Origin of the sequence: Limnohabitans sp. TEGF004 (genome assembly GCF_027924965.1) — a bacterium.
GTDB lineage: Bacteria > Pseudomonadota > Gammaproteobacteria > Burkholderiales > Burkholderiaceae_C > Limnohabitans.
Genome location: NZ_AP027056.1, coordinates 1,152,704 through 1,171,797, shown reverse-complemented (window position 1 = coordinate 1,171,797; position 19,094 = coordinate 1,152,704). Strand labels below are relative to the sequence as shown.

At 56.2% G+C, this 19,094-nt stretch carries 22 protein-coding genes; 7 read left to right on the top strand and 15 right to left on the bottom strand.

The window, feature by feature from the left end; all coding sequences use genetic code 11:
* Positions 1 to 2 precede the first annotated feature (2 nt).
* Positions 3 to 503 carry a TRAP transporter small permease subunit gene (locus LINBF2_RS05870; protein ID WP_281891150.1) on the bottom strand — a complete coding sequence of 167 codons (501 nt, stop codon included), beginning with the start codon at positions 501 to 503 and terminating at the stop codon, positions 3 to 5.
* Positions 500 to 1,018, bottom strand: coding sequence for a gluconokinase (locus LINBF2_RS05865; RefSeq protein WP_281891148.1), 519 nt, complete (start codon positions 1,016 to 1,018; stop codon positions 500 to 502). The genes LINBF2_RS05870 and LINBF2_RS05865 overlap by 4 nt, the downstream gene beginning before the upstream one ends.
* A 133-nt stretch (positions 1,019 to 1,151) precedes the next feature.
* On the opposite strand from LINBF2_RS05865, the gene LINBF2_RS05860 reads away from it, so the two are divergent.
* Positions 1,152 to 2,177 carry a LacI family DNA-binding transcriptional regulator gene (locus tag LINBF2_RS05860; RefSeq protein ID WP_281891146.1) on the top strand — a complete coding sequence of 342 codons (1,026 nt, stop codon included), beginning with the start codon at positions 1,152 to 1,154 and terminating at the stop codon, positions 2,175 to 2,177.
* Positions 2,178 to 2,180: 3 nt separating this feature from the next.
* On the opposite strand, the gene ugpC is transcribed toward LINBF2_RS05860, so the two are convergent.
* The 5 genes from ugpC to LINBF2_RS05835 form a co-directional block, all read right to left on the bottom strand.
* Positions 2,181 to 3,245 carry a sn-glycerol-3-phosphate ABC transporter ATP-binding protein UgpC gene (gene ugpC / locus LINBF2_RS05855; RefSeq protein WP_281891144.1) on the bottom strand — a complete coding sequence of 355 codons (1,065 nt, stop codon included), beginning with the start codon at positions 3,243 to 3,245 and terminating at the stop codon, positions 2,181 to 2,183.
* An 11-nt stretch (positions 3,246 to 3,256) separates the two neighbouring features.
* Positions 3,257 to 4,126, bottom strand: coding sequence for a carbohydrate ABC transporter permease (locus LINBF2_RS05850; RefSeq protein WP_281891142.1), 870 nt, complete (start codon positions 4,124 to 4,126; stop codon positions 3,257 to 3,259).
* Positions 4,116 to 4,997: a sugar ABC transporter permease gene (locus LINBF2_RS05845; protein ID WP_281891140.1), complete on the bottom strand. Its 882-nt coding sequence runs from the start codon at positions 4,995 to 4,997 to the stop codon at positions 4,116 to 4,118. Before LINBF2_RS05845 ends, LINBF2_RS05850 begins: the two co-directional genes overlap by 11 nt.
* A gap of 72 nt (positions 4,998 to 5,069) precedes the next feature.
* Entirely contained in the window at positions 5,070 to 6,290 is a 1,221-nt protein-coding gene (locus LINBF2_RS05840) for a carbohydrate porin (RefSeq protein ID WP_104797832.1), read from the bottom strand.
* Positions 6,291 to 6,340: 50 nt separating this feature from the next.
* Positions 6,341 to 7,588, bottom strand: a complete 1,248-nt coding sequence (locus tag LINBF2_RS05835; RefSeq protein ID WP_104797477.1) for an ABC transporter substrate-binding protein — start codon at positions 7,586 to 7,588, stop codon at positions 6,341 to 6,343.
* Between the two features lie 163 nt (positions 7,589 to 7,751).
* On the opposite strand from LINBF2_RS05835, the gene fabG reads away from it, so the two are divergent.
* The 4 genes from fabG to LINBF2_RS05815 are packed head-to-tail and all read left to right on the top strand — an operon-like array spanning position 7,752 to position 10,316.
* Positions 7,752 to 8,519 carry a 3-oxoacyl-ACP reductase FabG gene (fabG, locus tag LINBF2_RS05830; protein ID WP_281891136.1) on the top strand — a complete coding sequence of 256 codons (768 nt, stop codon included), beginning with the start codon at positions 7,752 to 7,754 and terminating at the stop codon, positions 8,517 to 8,519.
* Positions 8,516 to 9,103 (top strand): chromate transporter, encoded by a 588-nt coding sequence (locus LINBF2_RS05825; RefSeq protein WP_281891134.1) that lies wholly within the window; start codon positions 8,516 to 8,518, stop codon positions 9,101 to 9,103. The genes fabG and LINBF2_RS05825 overlap by 4 nt, the downstream gene beginning before the upstream one ends.
* Positions 9,100 to 9,696 (top strand): chromate transporter, encoded by a 597-nt coding sequence (locus LINBF2_RS05820; protein WP_104797480.1) that lies wholly within the window; start codon positions 9,100 to 9,102, stop codon positions 9,694 to 9,696. The genes LINBF2_RS05825 and LINBF2_RS05820 overlap by 4 nt, the downstream gene beginning before the upstream one ends.
* Positions 9,687 to 10,316, top strand: a complete 630-nt coding sequence (locus LINBF2_RS05815; protein WP_281891132.1) for a nucleoside/nucleotide kinase family protein — start codon at positions 9,687 to 9,689, stop codon at positions 10,314 to 10,316. Before LINBF2_RS05820 ends, LINBF2_RS05815 begins: the two co-directional genes overlap by 10 nt.
* Before the next feature lie 9 nt (positions 10,317 to 10,325).
* On the opposite strand, the gene rlmB is transcribed toward LINBF2_RS05815, so the two are convergent.
* Positions 10,326 to 11,075, bottom strand: coding sequence for a 23S rRNA (guanosine(2251)-2'-O)-methyltransferase RlmB (rlmB, locus tag LINBF2_RS05810; RefSeq protein WP_281891130.1), 750 nt, complete (start codon positions 11,073 to 11,075; stop codon positions 10,326 to 10,328).
* Positions 11,076 to 11,084: 9 nt separating this feature from the next.
* Positions 11,085 to 11,783: an ABC transporter ATP-binding protein gene (locus tag LINBF2_RS05805; protein ID WP_281891128.1), complete on the bottom strand. Its 699-nt coding sequence runs from the start codon at positions 11,781 to 11,783 to the stop codon at positions 11,085 to 11,087.
* Between the two features lie 220 nt (positions 11,784 to 12,003).
* Here LINBF2_RS05805 and LINBF2_RS05800 point away from each other — a divergent pair, with 220 nt between their 5' ends.
* Positions 12,004 to 12,564 (top strand): arylesterase, encoded by a 561-nt coding sequence (locus LINBF2_RS05800; RefSeq protein WP_281891295.1) that lies wholly within the window; start codon positions 12,004 to 12,006, stop codon positions 12,562 to 12,564.
* A gap of 3 nt (positions 12,565 to 12,567) precedes the next feature.
* Positions 12,568 to 13,653 (top strand): tRNA 2-selenouridine(34) synthase MnmH, encoded by a 1,086-nt coding sequence (mnmH, locus tag LINBF2_RS05795; RefSeq protein WP_281891126.1) that lies wholly within the window; start codon positions 12,568 to 12,570, stop codon positions 13,651 to 13,653.
* A 3-nt stretch (positions 13,654 to 13,656) separates the two neighbouring features.
* On the opposite strand, the gene LINBF2_RS05790 is transcribed toward mnmH, so the two are convergent.
* The 6 genes from LINBF2_RS05790 to LINBF2_RS05765 all read right to left on the bottom strand — a co-directional run bounded on the left by LINBF2_RS05790 (position 13,657) and on the right by LINBF2_RS05765 (position 19,085).
* On the bottom strand, positions 13,657 to 14,445 hold the full coding sequence (locus LINBF2_RS05790) for a DUF2189 domain-containing protein (protein WP_281891124.1): 789 nt from the start codon (positions 14,443 to 14,445) through the stop codon (positions 13,657 to 13,659).
* 26 nt (positions 14,446 to 14,471) lie between these two features.
* The gene (locus LINBF2_RS05785; protein WP_281891122.1) at positions 14,472 to 15,683 is read right to left on the bottom strand and encodes a PLP-dependent transferase; all 1,212 of its coding nucleotides are present in this window, start codon (positions 15,681 to 15,683) and stop codon (positions 14,472 to 14,474) included.
* Between the two features lie 72 nt (positions 15,684 to 15,755).
* Positions 15,756 to 16,280: a phosphoribosyltransferase gene (locus LINBF2_RS05780; protein WP_281891120.1), complete on the bottom strand. Its 525-nt coding sequence runs from the start codon at positions 16,278 to 16,280 to the stop codon at positions 15,756 to 15,758.
* A gap of 19 nt (positions 16,281 to 16,299) precedes the next feature.
* Entirely contained in the window at positions 16,300 to 17,628 is a 1,329-nt protein-coding gene (locus tag LINBF2_RS05775; protein ID WP_281891294.1) for an adenylosuccinate synthase, read from the bottom strand.
* A gap of 46 nt (positions 17,629 to 17,674) precedes the next feature.
* Positions 17,675 to 18,841, bottom strand: coding sequence for an ATP phosphoribosyltransferase regulatory subunit (locus tag LINBF2_RS05770; RefSeq protein WP_281891118.1), 1,167 nt, complete (start codon positions 18,839 to 18,841; stop codon positions 17,675 to 17,677).
* Positions 18,842 to 18,890: 49 nt separating this feature from the next.
* Positions 18,891 to 19,085, bottom strand: a complete 195-nt coding sequence (locus tag LINBF2_RS05765) for a DUF2065 domain-containing protein (protein WP_281891116.1) — start codon at positions 19,083 to 19,085, stop codon at positions 18,891 to 18,893.
* Positions 19,086 to 19,094 lie beyond the last annotated feature (9 nt).

Genomic DNA, 19,094 nt, shown 5'->3' with positions numbered 1-19,094 from the left:
GTTTACTCCACGTCCACGCCGTGGTCAAAGTCCATAGCTTTGTTCTGAATCAATTCTTTGAATGCCATCAAGCCAATCGCCAATGAGGACAACAACACAGGCAATGGCAGCAACCAATTGGGGTAACCCAACACCACCGAGTTGCTGGCAAAGCCCACTTCCACCTGTTGCCAAGCACCACGGCCTAACATCACGCAGCTCAAGATCACCAAGCTCCGTATCAAAATCGTCAAGGCTTGGATGGTGTTTGGATGCTTGCGCAAACTGGCAATGAAACTGGTGAAGGCCATGTGCTCACCCGCTGGATAAGCTGCGGTGGCGCCAATGAACACCATCCACACAAACAACAAACGCGAGAGCTCTTCACTCGCCGCAATGCCGCTGCCAAAACCGTAGCGCAATACCACGTTGAAAAACACGGCCACCGCCATGACACCCAAACACGCGGCCATCATCACGTGCGCTAGTGCCTGACTGCGTGAGGTGGTTTGATTTGTACTCATGCACACTCCTTGGCTTGCAACCAAGCACACACTTGCACTTGGATCGTTTCAATACTTTGCGTGGCGTCTGCGGTGAACACACCGGCTTCGTCCACTGGTTTTTCTAAGGCCGCAAACTGGCTGTCTACCAACGCGGGCTGAAAGTAGTGGCCTGGTCGTTGCGTCACACGTGCGATGGATTGCTCACGCGTGAGGTCCAGGTGCACAAAACGCAAGGTCGGCACGCTTTGGCGCAAACGGTCGCGGTAGGCTTTTTTCAGGGCCGAACACGTGAGCACCGCATGCGGGCCACATTGCACCAGCTCATTGGCCAACGCATCCAACCAACCTGCACGGTCATCGTCAGTCAATGGAATGCCAGCGCGCATTTTGTTGACGTTTTCAGGCGGATGGAACTCATCCCCTTCAATCAACTGCCAGCCCAACGCCTGCGACAAAGCTGCCGCAAAGCTGGACTTGCCGCAACCGGCCACACCCATGATGACCACAGGACTCATCAACTCAGATTCATTCATAGACTGGATAGCGCTATCCCATTTTGGTAAAAAGTAGAGCGAACCCCGTGATAACCATCACATCGTTCACTCTTGGATAGCGCTATCATAAACAAACCATACAGCTCCCAACCTAGCAAAAACCCTGAGCCAAATGAAGTCCACCAAAACCCGTTCTCGCGCCACCGGCCGCGTCACGCTGGCGGATGTGGCCGCTTTGGCCAAGGTCAGCCCCATCACGGTGTCGCGTGCGTTACGCGGTGAACGTGCGGTGGCCTCTGATTTGACCGACCGCGTCAAAGCCGCCGCTTTGAAACTGGGCTACACCCCTGACCCCGCCGCACGCGCCCTCGCCTCGCGTCACAGCGACCACGTGGCGGTGTTGATTCCGATGTTGTCCAACAACCTGTTTGTGGACGTGTTGGAGTCCATCCAAAAAACACTGCGCCATGCGGGCTACCAAACCCTGATTGGCATCACCCACTACGACACCCGTGAAGAAGAACAACTTTTGCGCGAACAGTTGCAGCACCGCCCTGCAGGTATCTTGGTCACAGGCTTAGACCGCAGTGATGCTGCACGTGAGCTGATTGAAAAAAGCGGCATTCCGTGTGTGCACATGATGGAGCTCGCCCAATCGCCCGATGTCAACAGTGTGGGGTTCTCACAAACACAAGCGGCTATGACGTTGACCGAGCATTTGCTGCAACGCGGACGCCAACGCATTGCCTTTGCCGCCGCCCAACTCGACCCACGGACCATGCAGCGTTTGGACGGTTGGCGCAAAACACTCAAGGCGGCCAAGCTGTATGACAAGGCCTTGAGCTACACCAACAAGTCGCCGTCATCCATGGCTTTGGGGGGGGAGATGCTGCAACACATCATGGCCCAAGATCCCAGCATTGACGCCATCTTCTTCTGTAACGATGACTTGGCCCAAGGCGCGTTGTTGGCGGCTCAACGCTTGAAAATCAAAGTCCCTCAGCAGCTTGCGATTGCAGGTTTCAACGACCTCACAGGCAGCGATCTCGTTGGCCCAGGCCTGACCACCATTCGCACACCACGCGCTGCGATTGGTGAAGCCGCGGCGAAGATGCTGCTGAACCTGATGCGTGAAGAGGATGTGCCTACGCCCAGCGTGGACGTAGGCTATGAGCTGATGGTGCGCGGCAGCACCTGAACTTTACAAACGCAAGCCCGAGGCTTGGTCAAACCAAGTCACGTGTTCGGCTTGAATGTCCAAGCCCACAGCGTCACCAGGGCGCACCTGTGTTTGCGGCGCAGCGCGCACCGTGACTTTGCCAGCCGCCGTGTCCACCACCACATAGGTGTCAGCGCCTGTGGGCTCCACCAAATTCACCACACCACGCCAAGGCGCGGCATCATTCAAACGGATGTGTTCTGGTCGCAAACCCATCAAGGTGGGTTTGCTGGCGTTGTCGGGCACGGCCAAAGCCAGTTGTGCACCAGCCACCGTGAACTGCCCAGTCCCCGATGCCCTGCCCTCGACCAAGTTCATCGTGGGCGAACCAATGAAGGTCGCCACATAGGTGTTTGCGGGTCGGTTGTAAATCTCATCGGGGGTACCGAGCTGTTGCAACACCCCGCCCTTCATCACCGCGATGCGACTGCCCAAGGTCATGGCCTCGACTTGGTCATGCGTCACATACACGCTGGTGATACCACTGAGCTGGTGCAAACGTTTGATCTCGGCACGCATCTCCACGCGCAACTTGGCATCGAGGTTTGACAAAGGTTCATCAAACAAAAACAGCTGCGGGTTACGCGCCAAAGCACGGCCCATGGCCACACGTTGACGCTGGCCACCGGACAGTTGCGAAGGACGACGGTCAAGCAAATGTTCTATCTGCAACATGGCAGCCACTTCGGCAATGCGCGCTTGGCGCTCAGCTTTGGGTACTTTGCGGATTTCGAGAGCGAAGCCAATATTCTCAGCCACGCTCATCGTGGGGTACAGCGCATAGCTTTGAAACACCATCGCAATGTCACGTTGTGCGGGCGGTACACCCACCACGTTTTTGTCACCAATGGAGATGCTGCCCTCTGTGGGTTCTTCCAGGCCCGCAATGATGTTGAGCAAGGTGGATTTACCGCAGCCCGAAGGGCCGACCAAAATTAAAAACTCACCGGGTGCCACATCGATGTCGATGCGCTTGAGCACCTCCACCGTGTTGTCACCCTGACCAAAGCATTTGCGAATGCCGCTGATTTTCAATGCTGAAGACATGCTTATTCCTCTTAACCTTTCACAGCGCCGGCGGTCAGGCCGCGCACAAAATATCGTCCAGCCACCACGTAGACCAACATAGTGGGCAGGCCTGCAATCAATGCAGCGGCCATGTCCACGTTGTAGGCTTTGACGCTGCTAGTGGTGTTGGCCAAGTTGTTCAATCCCACAGTGATGGGTTTGGAATCCGCGCCGCTGAAGGCCACGCCGAACAAAAAGTCGTTCCAAATTTGGGTGAACTGCCAAATCAAAGTCACCATCACGATGGGCGTAGACATGGGCACGATGATGCGCAGAAAAATCATCCAAAAACCTGCGCCATCCATGCGTGCGGCGTTGAGCAAATCTTTGGGCACGGCGGCGTAGTAGTTACGAAAGAACAAGGTGGTGCTGGGCAAACCGGCCAACAAGTGAACCAAGATCAGGCCAGCGATCGAGCTAGACATACCGAGCCAACCCAACACTTGGCTCATGGGCAGCAGCACCACTTGAAATGGCATGAACACGCCAAAGAGCAAAAAGGCAAACAAGGTTTCGCTGCCGCGAAATTTCCACAGGCTCAGCACATAACCGTTGAGTGCACCCCAGGTAGTGGAGATCAACACAGCAGGAACGGCCATCCACACCGAGTTCCAAAAGAAGGGCTCTAAGCCAGAACACTGCGCGCCGGTGCAAGCGGAGTCCCAAGCCAAACGCCAGGCATCAAAATTCATCCCGCCAGGCAAACTGACCAAGCTGTTTTGGCGAATCTCGTCGGCATCTTTGAGTGAGGTCACGACCATCACATACAAAGGCGCCAAAAAGAATGCGGCGCCGACCAACAGCGTGACATACAGCAATGCACGCGAGAACATGTGCATCGAAAAAAGCTTAGTGCTCATGTGATTTACCTCGCAACTCGCTGTACAGATAAGGCACGACCAAGGCAGCCACCGTGGCCAACATCATGGTGGCACTGGCTGCCCCCAAACCAATTTGCCCACGCGTGAAGCTCATGGCATACATGAAAGTCGCTGGCACGTCCGTGGCATAGCCGGGGCCACCCGACGTCAAAGCCATGATGAGGTCAAAGCTCTTGATGGCCAAATGAGAAAGCACCATCAAGGTTGAGAAAAACACAGGGCGCAACGCAGGCAACACAATGCGCCAATAAATACGCGGCAGCGACGCACCATCTATCTGAGCCGCTTTGATGATGCTGTCATCAATCCCGCGCAAGCCCGCCAAAAACAAAGCCATGGCAAAACCCGCGGATTGCCAAATACCAGCGATCACCACGCAGTAAATAGCCATTTCGCTGTCGACCAACCAACCAAATCTGAAGCTTTCCCAGCCCCAGTCATGCATAAGTTTTTCTAAACCCATGCTAGGGTTGAGCAACCATTTCCAAGCAGTCCCCGTCACCACAAATGACAAGGCCATGGGGTACAGATACACCGTGCGAATGAAACCTTCTGCGCGTACCTTTTGGTCCAACAGCACAGCAAGGAACACACCGAGGGCCATCGCACCGCCGACATAACCGACGCCGAAAATGGCGAGATTTTTCAGGGCGACCCACCAGCGGTCCATCTCCCACAACTTGGCATATTGCGCCAAGCCAACCAATTCGTAATTGGGCAGCATGCGAGACGCGGTGACTGACAACACACCGTTCCAAATCATGAAGCCATAGATGAACGCAAAACCCAGCAACAAGCCAGGAGCGACCACCAATTTGGGTATCAACGTTTCTAAGCGATGCTTTTGCATCTGGATGCCTTTATGTAAGAAGCAAAAAAGGGAAAGGGTTGCCCCTTTCCCAATCCCTCGTTCAACCCTTGCTTACCACCACACTTCGTACTGGACGCCAGCGAGTGTTTGTGATTTTCTGCCGTTGGTACCAAACGCACCTTCACCTGTACCACCGTTGTTCGCATCAGAAGCAGCTTGGTTCCAGTTGGCTTTTGTCACGTAAAAACGCAACTCAGGACGTGACCAGAAGTCTGGAGACAAAGCCAATGTGGGCGCGATCGTCAGCTTGTTCAAGCGCTGTGCGGCTTGGTTGTCGCTGAACTTGCGTGATGTGGTGCCTGCTTCAACCAACCACTTGAAATTCTTAGAAACAGCGTAGGACACGCGGCCACCCAGAGAGGTATCTTTGATGGTGTAAGTGACAGCTGGGTCATCGGACTTGGTCGTTTGGTAACCCAAGATCGCTTGCCCACCAAACGCGCCTGACTGCCAGTTGATCGAGTCAGCAATACGGTTTGTTTTCTTGCCGTAGACAGTCGCTGCACCAGCGGCATCGTAGAACGCTCCAAATCGACCATTGATATTGGCGTAGCCACTAGAGGTTTGCAAGAACAAGCTGTTGGTCAAGCCCTTCACAACAAAGTCAGATTGGTTGTGGCTCACAGTGAAGCCAGAACCACCGCTGCTCTTCAAGCCTGAAGTGCTAACCGAGGTCACCAATACGCGGGCTTTACCACCAGGATTCGTCTTGATTTCAGACAGATCCAAATTCAACTTGTTGGCAGATGTACCTGCAATCATTTTTGCGTCAAAGGTATCGCCTGTTTGCAAAGCTGCGCCCAATTTCATGCCACCCACGGCCAAATCTGTGAAGCCTGAACCTTGGTTGACGCCGTAGTCCATCAAGAAGTGATCCACGATGTGCACGTCTTGAATACGAAGACGGCGTTGGCCAGCCCAGATTTTGGCTTCGGGTGCAAAGCTCAAACCACTCATCTCCACGAAGGCTTGTTCTGTGCCGACATTGCCGCTATTCCATTTGGTGGGCATGTAATCGAGTTTGTATTTCACGCCTTCGACGTCAAAGGTTTTGGCGATGTTGACTTCAACACCATAGTCACCCTCGTTACCCAAACGGTACTTTTGCAAATCACCGCCCAAGCTCAAGCCACCTTTGACCTGTTGGTCTTTGTTGTAGCTGTACACACCACCGCCACGGCTGTAGCCGGTGACTTCCACACCGCCCACATCAGCGGCCAAAGCGGCTGTGCTCAAGCAGCACAAAGCAGCAGCCACACAAGTTAATTTCATCTTCATTGTTTGTATCTCCAAGGTTTATGTTTCAACAGTCGAGCTGCTGCTTATTTGGTGGCTGCGGCCGCAACAAGACGCTTTTGACCGTCGTCAATGCTGATCTTGTCGTCGTTCCAGAACTGGCTCACCAAATCTTTGATTGCGCCTTCGGTCGCTGGCGAAATCGCCATGCCGTGGGCGACGGAGGGGACCAAGCCGCCAGTCTTGGCGGTGTCCACGAAATCTTTGCTTGAGAGCTTGGCGCAATCGTCAAACTTAGCCATCGACATGCTCAAGCGCACAGGGATAGAACCCTTGTTGAGGTTGAACACCTCTTGGAAGTCTGTGCTCATGATGGCGGCCGCCAAGTCACCTTGGGCTTTTTGTGCGCTGGCATCTTTGAGCTTGAACATCGCAAATGAATCGACGTTGAAGGTGTAAGACTTGGCGGTGCCTGGGGCTGCCGCACACAAGAAGTCTTTGCCAGGTTTTTTGCCTGCGGCCACAAACTCGCCTTTGGCCCAGTCACCCATGAACTGAAAGCCTGCTTTGCCTTGCATGACCATGGCTGTGGCCAAGTTCCAATCGCGGCCAGGCGAAGCCGCATCGGTGTAGCCCTTGATCTTGCGGAAGGTCTCAAGCGACTTTTTCATGGTCGGGCTGTTCAAGGCTTTGGGATCGAGCTTGACCAAAGCATCTTGGTAAAACTTGGCACCACCCACACCCAACACCACCGATTCAAAGGTGGTGAAGTCTTGCCAGTTTTGACCACCGTGGGCCACCGCAATAAAGCCTGCTTTTTTGATCTTGTCAGCTGCAACAAAGAACTCGTCGTAGTTGGTGGGCATGGCAGACACGCCTGCCTTCTTCAAAACCTCTGGGTTGGCCCACACCCAGTTCACGCGGTGCACGTTGACGGGCGCTGCCACGTAGTTGCCTTTGTATTTCATGACATTGGCCACCACCTGTGGCAACAAGCTGTCCCACTTCTCGGCTTGCGCCACGCTGTCCAAGTTGGCCAACACGCCCTCTTGCGCCCACTCTTGAATGGCGGGGCCTTTGATTTGTGCGGCTGAAGGTGGGTTGCCTGCCACCACGCGGCTCTTCAACACGGTCATCGCGTTGTCACCGCCGCCACCCGCAACTGCGAAGTCTTTCCAAGCATGGCCTTTGGCAGCCATGATTTTTTTCAGCTCAGCCGCTGATTTGGCTTCACCACCCGATGTCCAGTAATGCAGGACTTCGACCTCGCCCGCCACTGCTGCAGACACTGACAAAGCGGCAGCGCAGGCCAAAAACAATTGATTCAATTTCATAAGAATGTCTCGCTCCAAAATGTTGTGAAACTTGAATTAATCACTCAAGTTGATTTATTGTTACTTAATCACTCAAGTTGATTTATTAGGTTTTTCCCTTAATCTATATAAATGATTTAGTCGGTGTTTCCCCTTGTTGAGCCAGGTGCTTAAACTAAAGCCTATGAGCACACACACAAACACACACCACCAGCGGTTAAACGGCAAAGTCAGCGTCATCACGGGTGCCGCACAAGGCATTGGTTTGGCCACCGCTTTGAAATTCGCACACGAAGGCGCCATCGTCATCGTGTGTGACGTGAAGCAAGCTGCGGTCGATGACGCCGTCAAACAGTGCCAAGCCATCGGTGCACAGGCCCAAGGTTTTGTGGTCGATGTGACGCAGCGCGAGATGGTCGATGCCACTGTGAAAGCCGTGCTCGACAAGTTCGGACGTATCGATGTGTTGGTCAACAACGCAGGCATCACACAAGATGCGCGTTTGCAAAAAATGACCTTGGAACAGTTTGACCGTGTGATTGACGTCAACCTGCGTGGCGTGTTCCATTGCGCGCAAGCCGTGACGGATGCCATGGTGGCGCAAGGCAGCGGCGTAATTTTGAATGCCTCATCGGTCGTTGGCATCTACGGTAACTTTGGCCAAACCAACTATGCAGCCACCAAGTTTGGCGTGATTGGTTTCACAAAAACATGGAGCCGCGAGCTTGGCCCCAAAGGCATTCGTGTGAATGCCATCGCACCCGGTTTTATCCAAACGCCGATCTTGTCGACCATCCCTGAAAAAGTGATTCACGAGATGACTGACCGCGTGCCCCTGAAGCGCTTAGGCCAACCCGAAGACATTGCCAACGTGTATGCCTTCTTGGCCAGTGATGAAGCCGCTTACATCAACGGCACCGTGATTGAAGTGGCTGGCGGTCTCACCCTATGACCGCACAGCACAGTGCTGTGCCCAACGCACCTCAAAACAAAACCGATTTGTTTGTGTCGTTCACCGTGCTGGCCTTGCAAGGCTTTGGCGGCGTGCTGGCCGTTGTGCAACGAGAATTGGTGGACAAAAAGCAATGGCTCACCACCGATGAATTTGTCGAAGACTGGGCTGTTGCGCAAATTTTGCCGGGCCCCAATGTGGTCAACCTCTCGCTCATGATTGGTGGCCGACACTTTGGCATTGCGGGCGCATTGGCGGCACTCAGTGGTTTGTTGATTGCACCTACCGTGCTGGTGCTGCTACTCGCTGCCGCCGTGGCAGGTGTGGCAGAGACCCCCGTGGCACAAGGCATGTTGCGCGGCATGGGCGCCGTGTCCGCAGGACTTATTGCGGCAGTGGGCATCAAGCTCATGGGTGCTTTGAAAAACAACCCCATGGGCATGCTGACCTGCATTGGCATTGGTGCCCTCACCTTCGTGGCCATTGGCCTGCTGCGTTTGCCTTTGGCTTGGGTGCTGCTCAGCCTCGGCCCTCTGGCCAGCGTGTGGGCCGCGCATTGCATCAAACAGCGAGGTGTGGCATGAGCATCACCATGACCTTGGCTGATTGGGGTTCGCTGTTTTTGCACTTCATCTCGCTCTCACTCTTGGCCGTGGGTGGCGCTATCACTACTGCGCCCGATATCCACCGTTACTTGGTAGACGAAACACATTGGCTCAGCGACACGCAGTTCACCTCGTCCATCGCTTTGGCCCAAGGCGCACCGGGCCCCAACGTGATGTTCATCGCTTTGATGGGCTGGAACGTCGGGCTCAACGCAGGTGGCGGTCTAGCTGCAGGTTGGCCTGCCGTGGCCTTGGCCCTGTGGGGCGTGCTCATCACCATGGTGGGCATCATGATCCCGTCCTGCACCCTCACCTTTGTGGCCACGCAATGGGCGCACCGCAACCGCGAGATGCTGGCTGTCAAAGCCTTCAAAAGCGGCATGGCCCCCATTGTGATTGCGCTGCTGATTGCCACGGGATGGTTGCTCACAGGCAACCACGAAAACCCTGCGCGTGATTGGCCGCTGTGGGTCTTGGCCGGTGCCACCACACTGATTGTGTGGAAGACCAAAACGCATTTGTTGTTGCTATTAGGTTTCGGTGCTTTGCTGGGTGCTTTGGGATGGATTTAAAAATCCCTGCCCTGTATCAACAGCGCATTGCGCATTTACTGAGCAGCGGCGAGCGCCGCATTCTGGGCTTGGTCGGCGCACCAGGCGCTGGCAAATCCACGCTGGCTCATGCCTTGGCGATGCAATGGTCCCAAGACATTCAAGTCGTTCCCATGGATGGGTTTCATTTGGCTAATGTCGAGCTAGAACGCTTGAACCGAAAAAGCCGCAAAGGCGCACCTGATACTTTTGATGCGTTTGGCTTCATCGCTTTGCTCAAACGCCTGCGCATACCAGCAGCAGATGAAGTGGTTTACGCACCCTGCTACGAGCGCAGCCTAGAAGAAAGCGTGGCTGGTGCAATAGCCGTGCAGCCATCGACACCGCTCATCGTGGTGGAAGGTAATTACTTGTTGCTCAGTGATTCACCGTGGAACCAAGTGCAAGCGCTGTTAGATGAAACATGGTTTGTCGATGTGCCGCAAGACTTACGCGTGGGCCGTTTAACCCAACGCCATCAGCAGTTTGGTCGCAGCGCACAAGACGCTGCCGATTGGGTGAAACACACCGACGAGCCCAATGCGCGACGCATTGAGGCCGAACGGGCTAAAGCCGATGTGATGTTTCGCTGGGACGCTTAAAGAAGCGACTTAACCAACCGTGCGTTGACGGCGAGCTTCGTACAAGCAAACGCCACTGGCCACCGACACGTTCAAACTCTCCACTCCACCACACATAGGAATGCTGATGAGCTCGTCACACGTCTTACGCGTGAGCTGACGCATGCCGTCACCTTCTGCCCCCAACACCAATGCGGTGGGGCCTTTGAGGTCGACTTGGTACAAAGTTTTGGGCGCATCGTCGCTGGTGCCGATGATCCAAATGTTTCGCTCTTTCAGCTCGTTCAAGGTGCGCGCCAAGTTGGTCACCATGAAATACGGCACCGTCTCAGCCGCACCGCTGGCCACTTTGGCTACTGTGGCGTTGATGCCCACGGCATGGTCTTTGGGCGCAATCACCGCATGTGCACCAGCACCGTCGGCCACACGCAAACACGCGCCGAGGTTATGCGGGTCGGTCACACCGTCCAGTACCAAGATCAAAGGTGATTCGATTTTTTCGATGCCTTCCAGCAACTCGTCTAACGAGTGAACCATCTTGATTTCGCTCACACGCGCTGCCACACCTTGGTGGCCATGGCCACCTGAGAGCTTGGCCAAACGCGGGCCATCGGCCTCGATCAAACGGATTCCAGCTTCGGTAGCGCGGTCCACAAATTGACGCATACGTGCATCGCGGCGCGTGGGGTCGAAATAGATTTCGATGACGGATTGCGGCGCTGTTTTAACGCGCACGCCAACGGCGTGAAAGCCGAAGAGAACTTTAGGGGCTGAAGACATATGCAGGCATTATCCCTTGACCTGCCCCGCCTCAATCGTGATGGCTTGATCGCACCTTGCGGCCAGCTTTAAATCATGCGTCACCAACACCAACGTGGTGCCTAGTTCTTTGTTCAACTCGAACATCAAATCCATGATCCGCTCTCCGCTGGCGTGGTCCAGGCTGCCTGTGGGCTCGTCGGCCAGCAACAGCGCGGGCTTCACCACAAAGGCACGGGCCAAGGCGACGCGTTGTTGTTCACCACCCGACAGCACTTTGGGGTAATGGCCCAAACGCTCGCCTAAGCCCACGCGCACCAGCATGTCTTTGGCAGCGGCACGCGGGTTGGGCAAGCCTGCCAGCTCTAGCGGCAGCATGACGTTTTCTAGCGCGGTCATATTGCCTAAGAGCTGAAAGCTTTGAAACACAAAGCCCACTTGGCGGGCACGCACTGCGGCGCGTGCGTCTTCGTCCATCGCAAACATGTCCACACCTCCCAGCCACACGGTGCCCTGCGTGGGGGTATCCAAACCGGCCATGATAGACAACAAGGTGCTTTTGCCCGAGCCCGAAGCGCCCACGATGGCCAACGATTGTTGCGGCGCGAGATGGAAGTCGATATCGCGGAGAATGTGCAGTGTGCCACTGGCGTCTTGCACCGATTTCGACAAGTGCGAGACGACCATCAAAGGCGATGTGGATGATTTTTCAAATGAAGGCTGGGTCATGAAACGCAATGGGTGGTTAAGACGTGACTTTAACTTGGGCGCACTGGGCGCCGCTTTGCTGGGGGCATTGGGCACAAGCGTTGCCTCGGCCCAGCAAAGCGTCATCACGTCCACCGGCCAAGGCATGGAGGGTGACATCACCTCCACCGGCCCGCACCGCCGCCGTGGTCAACCCCAAAACAACGTGCCACCGCCCGGCTCGGCCCCCGCGCCAGGCACCATGCCTGCAGCCACTATCTTGGTGTTGGGCGATTCGCTCAGCGCCGAGTACGGCATCCCTCGCGGCAAAGGCTGGGTGGCGCTGCTGGCCGACAAGCTACAAGCCGAGCGCCCCGATGTGCGCGTGGTCAATGCCAGCATCAGCGGCGACACCACCGCCGGTGGCCGATCCCGCCTGCCCGCCATGCTCGACCAAGTGCGCCCCGTGCAAGTGGTGATTGAACTCGGCGGCAACGACGCTTTGCGTGGCCTTGATCTGAACAGCACTCAAAACAACCTCGAAGCCATGATTCAAGCCTGCCGCGCCGTCAATGCGCGCGTGGTGTTGGTGGGCATGCAAATACCGCCCAACTACGGGCCAGATTACAGCGCCAAATTCTCGGTGATGTTTACCAACCTCGCTAAAAAATACCGCACAGGCTTGGTGCCGTTTTTCCTCAAAGGCATTGCCGATGCGCCCGAAGCCACCGCACAGTTCCAACCCGACCGCATCCACCCCAAAGCCGAAGCGCACCCGCGCATGTTGGCCAATGTGTGGCCCGAAATTAAAAAGAATTTATAAACCGTGAGCGTTACCTTCATCTCGGCGCAAGACGCCATGGCCCGCATGGCCATTCCCCTTGGGGCTTCCGGTGGATTCAGTACCATCATCGACGCACGCAGCGAAGACGAGTACGCACTCGACCACTTACCCGCCGCCGTCAACTGGCCCTCGCTCAACAACGAAGAACGCATCTTCGTGGGCACCATGTACAAGCAGCAAGGCGCGTTTGAAGCCCAAAAGCATGGCGCTGCCATGGTGGCTGCCAACATTGCGCGACACATCCAACGCGAAGTGTTAGCGCTTCCGAAAAACTGGCAACCTCTGATTTACTGCTGGCGTGGCGGCAAGCGCAGTGGATCGCTGTCGTTGGTGCTGGGGCAAATTGGTTTCAAAGTGAACTTGATTGAAGGCGGCTACAAAGCGTTTCGTGCGGCCATCGTGGAAGACATTCCTAAGCGAGTGGCACCACTGCAATTCAAAGTCATCTCTGGCCCCACGGGCTCGGGCAAAACGCGTTTGCTCTATGCACTCGCTGCCGAAGGTGCGCAAGTGTTGGACCTCGAAGACCTCGCCAGCCACCGCAGCTCGGTGCTGGGCCACATTCCTGGGCAACCTCAACCCAGCCAAAAACGCTTTGACACCTTGGTATGGCAAGCCCTGCGCAGCTTTGACCCCGCGCGGCCTGTGTTTGTGGAATCTGAAAGCCGCAAAGTGGGCAATCTGTCTATCCCTGAATCGTTGATGCTGGCCATGCGCGACAGCCCCTGCTTTGAGCTGCAACTCAGCCTCGATGAACGCGTGGCCTTGCTGATGGAAGACTACAACTTCTTCGTCGATGACCAAGACTTGTTTTGCCGACGCCTAGATGCGCTGGTAGCCATTCGCGGCAAAGCGGTGGTGGATGCGTGGAAAGAACAAATTCACACCGGCCACATCGACCAAGTTGTGCGTGACTTGCTGGTGATTCACTACGACCCAACCTATGCGGCATCCATGGTGCGCAACTTCGCGCAAACAGGACAGGCCACGGCTTGTGTGGCAGACAACCGACATGCGGAGAGTCTGCGTCAGGTGGCACAAGCCTTGTGCCACCAAGTAGGTGCTTGAGGTTTAGCTCGCCTGTGCTGCCGTCACACGCACGGCAGCGCGGTAAGCGTGCCAACTGGCAAAGCCCAGCCAAGGCCCGACCACCAGCAAACCCGCCGCTGACGGCAACATGGCCAACACCACCAAGGCTGTGATGAGCGCCCCCCAAAACACCGACACGGCGGTGTGATCCACAAAGACACGCAAGCTGGTGATGCAGGCGGTGATGGCATCGGTGTCACGGTCCAAAATCATCGGAATAGACACCATCATGCTGGCGAAGACCAGCCCAGCAAAGAAGCCCCCCACGCATAGGTAGGCGGCAATGAACTCCCAGTTCTGCGGGTTGAACACGGCCTCTAGCACGGTGGCGGTGGTGGGCATTCCGCCCGTGTTGAAAAACACCGCAAACACCACCAACGATGCGCGCCCCCACAGCAGCTCCATCACCACCATCACCATGATGAGCATGCTCATGCTACGGATGTGCGACTCCCAACAAGTGAGCGAACTGCCCATGCTCGGCGGCTCATCGCGCTCCATGTGCATGCTCACGTCATACAGCCCCATGGCCAAAAAGGGGCCAATCAGCAAACAACCCGACACAGCCGACAAGGTGTACTCGGGATTGCTTTTGAACACGGCCAACAAGATCAACGCCATGAGCCAAAAGCAGACGCCGTAAAACAAAGAAATCATAGGTTGCGAGACCATGTCTCGCAAGCCCTGCCAAAGCCAACGCAACGGATCGCTCAAGCCAATCGGGTTGATGTCAATGCGGTCATGTGCCTCGTCTGGTACCAATTGCTGCATGTGTCTCCCCTCTTGTGGGTTTGGTTTTATAAGTTGGCGACTTTCAAAGCTCGCTCTAGGTCATTTTGCAAATCGATCACATTCTCTAGGCCAATACAAAAACGCACCACGCGTCCGCGTTGCCTATGCGACACCGAGCGTGCGCGGCTAGACGCCATGTTGTAGGGCATCACCAAACTCATGGGGCCGCCCCAGCTGTAACCAATTTTGAACAACTGCAAGGCATCGCAAAACGCATCCACTTGTTTGGATGTGAAACGCTCGTCCATCACCACGCTGAAAATACCCGCAGCCAAACCCTCAGGCTCATGCGGCGTCACACACAGTTGCTGCCAATGCACATGACCCGGCGAGCTGCTGAGTGCGGGATGCAACACTTGGCTGAATGCAGGTTGCAAAGCGCACCATGCAGCCAAGGTGCGTGCAGCCGCGTCTTGCGCTTTGTAGCGCAGCGGCAGAGAAGCCAATGAGCGCAACACCATCTCAGCGTCATTCGCGCCCACACCCGTACCCAAACGCATGTGCGTGAGTTTCAACACACGCGCCAATTCATCGCTGCGCGTGACGATGCTGCCCATCAACACATCACCGCCGCCGCTGGGGTATTTGGTGAGCGCGTGAATGGTCAGGTCCACCCCAAGCTCGCCCTGCCCTGGCGTGAGGTCAAACGCGTTGAAGGCCAAGCCTGCGCCCCAGGTGTTGTCGAGCGCGCACAGCACGCCACGCGCTTTGCACAGCTGCACCAAAGCCACGAGGTCGGGAAACTCCATCGTCACCGAGCCCGCCGCTTCGAGCCACACCAAACGCGTGCGCGGTGTGATGCGTGCAGCCAAGTCATTCACATCCAACGCGTCGTACACCTGATGCGTGATGCCAAACTGCGCCAACTCACCCTCGGCCAGCGACTTGTTGGGCGCATAGGCGTTATCAGGAATCAACACCTCGTCGCCCGTTTTGAGCAGCGCGAAATCCACATGCGCAATCGCCGCTAAACCGCTGGGCGTGAGGATGCAATGCGTACCGCCCTCTAGCGTGGCCAAACGCTCTTCGAGCGTGAACGTGGTGGGAGTGCCATGCAAACCGTAGGTGTAAGCCGACTTGTCCATCCACTCACGCGTGCGCATGGCGGCCACATTCGGAAAGATGACCGTCGAGGCTTTGAACACCCCCACCTGCGGCGCTTCAAACTCAGCGGGGGGAAGGTAGGTGTGGTGAATGAGATCGGTGCTGCGGGTCATGCACTGATATTAACCAGCCGAGAAACGAAAAACTCCGCCGAAGCGGAGTTCTTAAAACCAACAAGGGGAAAGTTAAACCTTCCACTTCTCCAACAAAGCCACTGGGCGCATGCTGTCATAGGGCTCAAACGGTTGGTGAATCCATGGGTTCGTGGCCAAATAGTCCATCGAGTAATCAGGTTTGAATTCAGACACGCCCTTGGTCCAAATCACGGCAGTGCGCAATTCGGTGATGGGTGCGTAGTTGTTCTTGAGCTGGTCCACCACCGCCTTCAAGGTGTGGCCGGTGTCAGCCAAGTCGTCCACCAACAGCACTTTGCCAGCGATTTCGCCTTTAGGTGTGGTGATGAAGCGGGCGATATCCAAATGGCCTTGCACCGTGCCTGCATCAGCGCGGTACGAGCTGGTGGACATGATGGCCAAAGGCTTGTCGAAGATGCGCGACAAGATGTCGCCTGGGCGCATACCGCCACGGGCCAAGCAAAGGATGGTGTCGAATTCCCAGCCCGATTGGTGAATCTTGATGGCGAGTTTTTCAATGAGGTTGTGGTACTCGTCGTACGACACGTACAGGTGTTTGCCGTCTTCGGTCAACATGGTCTAGTCCTTTAAAAAATTAAGCGATGTAGGGGTGTGTCAGCAAGATCGTGTGGTCACGGTCTGGGCTGGTGGACACCATGTGAATGGGCACGCCAGTGGTGTCAGCAATGCGGTTGAGGTAGTGCTGAGCGGCTTTGGGCAACTTGTTGTAGTCGGTCACGCCAACGGTGCTGTCGGTCCAGCCAGGGATGGTTTCGTAGATGGGTTTGCAACGCGAAATCTCGTCTGCGCCCATGGGCAAGATGTCGATGGTTTCGCCGTCCAATTCGTAACCCACGCACAAGAGCAATTCGGTCAAGCCGTCGAGCACGTCGAGCTTGGTGATGCACAAGCCTGTGAGGCCGTTGACTTGTGCGCTGCGCTTGAGCAACGCGGCATCAAACCAACCGCAACGGCGTGAGCGCCCCGTGGTCGTGCCCTTCTCTGCGCCAATGGTGGCCATGTGGTAACCAGGCGTGCCTTCTTTTTCCCAATCGAGTTCGGTGGGGAATGGGCCGCCGCCCACGCGTGTGCAGTACGCCTTGGTGATGCCCAAGATGTAGTGCAACATGCCAGGGCCAACGCCTGCACCTGCAGCGGCGTTACCGGCCACGCAGTTGCTAGACGTGACGAAGGGGTAAGTACCGTGGTCCACGTCGAGCAAGGTGCCTTGTGCGCCTTCAAACAACAGGTTGGCACCGGCTTTGTGGGCTTCGTTCAACTCACGTGACACGTCTGCCACCATCGGCAAGATTTCTTTGGCATAGGCCATAGCTTCGTTATAGACGGTGTCGTAGTCCACAGCGGGCGCGTGCAAGATGTCGGTCAACACATGGTTGTGCAGCTCAAGGTTCTCGCGCAGTTTGGTGGCGAAGCGCTCGGGGTGCTTCAAGTCTTGCACGCGCAAAGCACGGCGTGCAATTTTGTCTTCGTAGGCGGGGCCAATGCCGCGGCCTGTGGTGCCGATCTTGGCGGTACCGGCCTTCTCTTTGGCGGCTTCACGCGCGATGTCGATGGCGGCGTGGTAAGGCAAGATAAGTGGGCAAGCTTCGCTGATGCGCAAGCGTGAGCGCACTTCCACGCCCGCCTTTTCCAAGCCCGCAATTTCTTCAAGCAGCTTAGGTGCAGACAACACAACACCGTTGCCGATGTAGCACTTCACGCCCGGGCGCATGATGCCGCTGGGGATCAAGTGCAGCGCGGTTTTCACGCCGTTGATGACCAAGGTGTGTCCTGCGTTGTGGCCACCTTGAAAGCGCACCACGCCAGTGGCGGTTTCGGTCAACCAATCGACCAATTTGCCTTTGCCTTCGTCACCCCATTGGGTGCCGACCACGACGACGTTACGGCCTTTGGTTGCAGCCACGGTTTGTCCTTGGGTAGTGCTCATATCCACTCGATTACTTAAAAAATTAAAGGGCTTGACCAGCGGGAACAGCTTGCACTGCCCACTGGCCGGCGACTTCGATCAGTTCACGATCGCAGTCAAATTCATCGACTTCGCTTTCGTGGCCTGGCAACACGCAGACCACGGTTTCACCATTGGCACGCAAGGTGGCAATGGCTTCGCGCAAACCTTTGGCGGTTCCCCAGGGCGCACGAATGGCGGCTTTGAGGGCGCGCTCTGGCACCACGCTGACCAACTCTTTCAAGTCCAAACTGAATCCAACGGCGGGACGCTTACGGCCAAACACCGCCCCCACTTCGTCGTAGCGGCCACCGCGCACCAAGGCGTCGCTGGCACCGCGCACAAAGATGGCAAAGCGCACGCCGCTGTAGTAGGCGTAGCCGCGCAAATCGGCCAAGTCGAATGTCACGGCCACACCGCTCAAGTCAGCGGCAATTTGGCGCAGCTCAGCCAAGGCTTGCATGACCACAGGCCATGCAGCAAATGCTTTTTCGGCTTGGGCCAACACGGACGCATCGCCATACATGCCGACCAAAGCGACCAATGCCGTGCGCACGTTGGCAGGCAAGTCTTTGGAGAGAGCTTGAACGCCTGAAGTGTCTTTGGCGGCCAAGGCGCTGTGCAAGGCATCGCGCACGTCAGCCGTCAAGGTCACACCATTGAGCAACGCGGGCACGATGCGCGCATCGCTCAAGTCCACCGTGAATTGGTGGATGGACACGGCTTTGAGGGTGTCCAACGCCAAGTGCAGCACTTCAAGATCGGCCTCGATACCTGCATGGCCATAAATTTCGGCACCAAACTGCAAAGGCTCACGGGTGGCGAATGGGCGGTCTGGGCGTGTATGCAGCACAGGGCCGCAGTAGCACAGGCGCGTCACGCCAGTACGGTTGAGCAAATGGGCGTCAATGCGGGCGACTTGCGGCGTGGTGTCGGCGCGCAGGCCCAAGGTACGACCAGAGAGTTGGTCGACCAGTTTGAAGGTTTGCAAATCGAGTGCGCGGCCTGTGCCCGACAGCAATGATTCGAGGTACTCAAGCAACGGTGGCATGACCAGCTCGTAGCCATAACCTCTAGCTGTGTCGAGATACAAGCGACGCAGCTCTTCGATGTGCCGGGCCTCAGAAGGCAGAACATCGGCGATGTGATCCGGCAGAACCCAAGCAGACATGTAATTAAGGGAGGCTGTTAAAACCGAGATTTTACAGGGCTAAACGCCCTCAACCCAGCCACCAGAGCATCAAAAGACCGACCATGACGCAGACCAAGCCGAAAAAGCGGATCTGACCGTCTTCCAACACCATGAGTTGGGCCATTTTGTCGCGCCAACCGTGGGGCGACACGAAGGGGAAGATGCCTTCAAAAATGAGCATCAACCCGAACGCGACCCACAGCGTATCGCTGTCCAAGCTCATACGAGGGGC

What these genes read in the sequence shown, in the direction of transcription:
- LINBF2_RS05870 (WP_281891150.1), bottom strand. Translation starts at nt 503, where the DNA reads ATGAGTACAAATCAAACCACCTCACGCAGTCAGGCACTAGCGCACGTG.
- LINBF2_RS05865 (WP_281891148.1), bottom strand. Translation starts at nt 1,018, where the DNA reads ATGAATGAATCTGAGTTGATGAGTCCTGTGGTCATCATGGGTGTGGCC.
- LINBF2_RS05860 (WP_281891146.1), top strand. Translation starts at nt 1,152, where the DNA reads ATGAAGTCCACCAAAACCCGTTCTCGCGCCACCGGCCGCGTCACGCTG.
- ugpC (WP_281891144.1), bottom strand. Translation starts at nt 3,245, where the DNA reads ATGTCTTCAGCATTGAAAATCAGCGGCATTCGCAAATGCTTTGGTCAG.
- LINBF2_RS05850 (WP_281891142.1), bottom strand. Translation starts at nt 4,126, where the DNA reads ATGAGCACTAAGCTTTTTTCGATGCACATGTTCTCGCGTGCATTGCTG.
- LINBF2_RS05845 (WP_281891140.1), bottom strand. Translation starts at nt 4,997, where the DNA reads ATGCAAAAGCATCGCTTAGAAACGTTGATACCCAAATTGGTGGTCGCT.
- LINBF2_RS05840 (WP_104797832.1), bottom strand. Translation starts at nt 6,290, where the DNA reads ATGAAATTAACTTGTGTGGCTGCTGCTTTGTGCTGCTTGAGCACAGCC.
- LINBF2_RS05835 (WP_104797477.1), bottom strand. Translation starts at nt 7,588, where the DNA reads ATGAAATTGAATCAATTGTTTTTGGCCTGCGCTGCCGCTTTGTCAGTG.
- fabG (WP_281891136.1), top strand. Translation starts at nt 7,752, where the DNA reads ATGAGCACACACACAAACACACACCACCAGCGGTTAAACGGCAAAGTC.
- LINBF2_RS05825 (WP_281891134.1), top strand. Translation starts at nt 8,516, where the DNA reads ATGACCGCACAGCACAGTGCTGTGCCCAACGCACCTCAAAACAAAACC.
- LINBF2_RS05820 (WP_104797480.1), top strand. Translation starts at nt 9,100, where the DNA reads ATGAGCATCACCATGACCTTGGCTGATTGGGGTTCGCTGTTTTTGCAC.
- LINBF2_RS05815 (WP_281891132.1), top strand. Translation starts at nt 9,687, where the DNA reads ATGGATTTAAAAATCCCTGCCCTGTATCAACAGCGCATTGCGCATTTA.
- rlmB (WP_281891130.1), bottom strand. Translation starts at nt 11,075, where the DNA reads ATGTCTTCAGCCCCTAAAGTTCTCTTCGGCTTTCACGCCGTTGGCGTG.
- LINBF2_RS05805 (WP_281891128.1), bottom strand. Translation starts at nt 11,783, where the DNA reads ATGACCCAGCCTTCATTTGAAAAATCATCCACATCGCCTTTGATGGTC.
- LINBF2_RS05800 (WP_281891295.1), top strand. Translation starts at nt 12,004, where the DNA reads ATGCCTGCAGCCACTATCTTGGTGTTGGGCGATTCGCTCAGCGCCGAG.
- LINBF2_RS05790 (WP_281891124.1), bottom strand. Translation starts at nt 14,445, where the DNA reads ATGCAGCAATTGGTACCAGACGAGGCACATGACCGCATTGACATCAAC.
- LINBF2_RS05785 (WP_281891122.1), bottom strand. Translation starts at nt 15,683, where the DNA reads ATGACCCGCAGCACCGATCTCATTCACCACACCTACCTTCCCCCCGCT.
- LINBF2_RS05780 (WP_281891120.1), bottom strand. Translation starts at nt 16,280, where the DNA reads ATGTTGACCGAAGACGGCAAACACCTGTACGTGTCGTACGACGAGTAC.
- LINBF2_RS05770 (WP_281891118.1), bottom strand. Translation starts at nt 18,841, where the DNA reads ATGTCTGCTTGGGTTCTGCCGGATCACATCGCCGATGTTCTGCCTTCT.
- LINBF2_RS05765 (WP_281891116.1), bottom strand. Translation starts at nt 19,085, where the DNA reads ATGAGCTTGGACAGCGATACGCTGTGGGTCGCGTTCGGGTTGATGCTC.